The organism is Hungatella hominis (genome assembly GCF_014288005.1).
Taxonomy (GTDB): Bacteria; Bacillota; Clostridia; order Lachnospirales; family Lachnospiraceae; genus Hungatella; species Hungatella effluvii.
Window position 1 is genome coordinate 1 of sequence record NZ_JACOPB010000068.1, and the last position, 713, is coordinate 713.

General features: G+C 49.2%; 1 protein-coding gene and 1 pseudogene. Both read right to left on the bottom strand.

What is annotated here, in order from left to right; translation table 11 throughout:
- A pseudogene (locus tag H8S75_RS32345) lies at positions 1–229 on the bottom strand (hypothetical protein); the annotation flags it as partial.
- On the bottom strand, positions 219–713 hold a 495-nt coding region (locus H8S75_RS32350), incomplete at its 5' end, for an efflux RND transporter periplasmic adaptor subunit (RefSeq protein WP_490400389.1). The pseudogene H8S75_RS32345 and the gene H8S75_RS32350, both read right to left, overlap by 11 nt.

The window sequence follows — 713 nt, forward strand, 5'->3', positions numbered from 1 at the left end:
TCTGCCATAAGGTGACCTCCGGCTGGTTTCCTGCTCCATCCTGCCTTGCATACGTCTGCTGCCTGATAAGCTCTGAGGGGCTGACACCGCCCTTTTCCCATTTAATGCTCACACTCGTACAGTGACCGATGGCCGTACTATAGAAAGAACAGGCGAAACACCAAAGAACCGCCGCCAGTATTGCTGATATTGTCAACGCCCGGTAATGGGCAAACCTGTCAATTTTCAATGCGGACCCTGTCTCCTTCCGATATGATCTTATTTGAGCTTATGACTACCTGATCCGAATACGTAAGCGCGCCATCAACATACATCATCTGACTGTCTCTTTCCTTTACTGTTATATCTACCCTTGCAATGACCCATTCTGTTCCCAGTACGGAGCTTTGTCTGCGGAGTACGAATACGTGGTCTCCGCCGGAATCACTTCTGAGTGCGGTAAGAGGCAGACAATTTTGATACGTCTCGCTCTTTCTGCTTAGAAAAAGCTGTGCCGGCATACCGGAAGTATAACCTCCCTCCGGCAGAACCGCAGTTACTAAAACCTGGTCCGACTCGTCCGGCGTGCTGATGGAATGAATCTCCACATCTGCTTTTTGTGTGCTTCCATCCAATTTGTAATGAAGCTCTCCCTTGTCCCCGGCTGAAAAGCGGCGCGCTGAATCTTTATCCAGTTTTCCTTCAAAAACAAATCCTCTGTCAGCAGAGGAAAG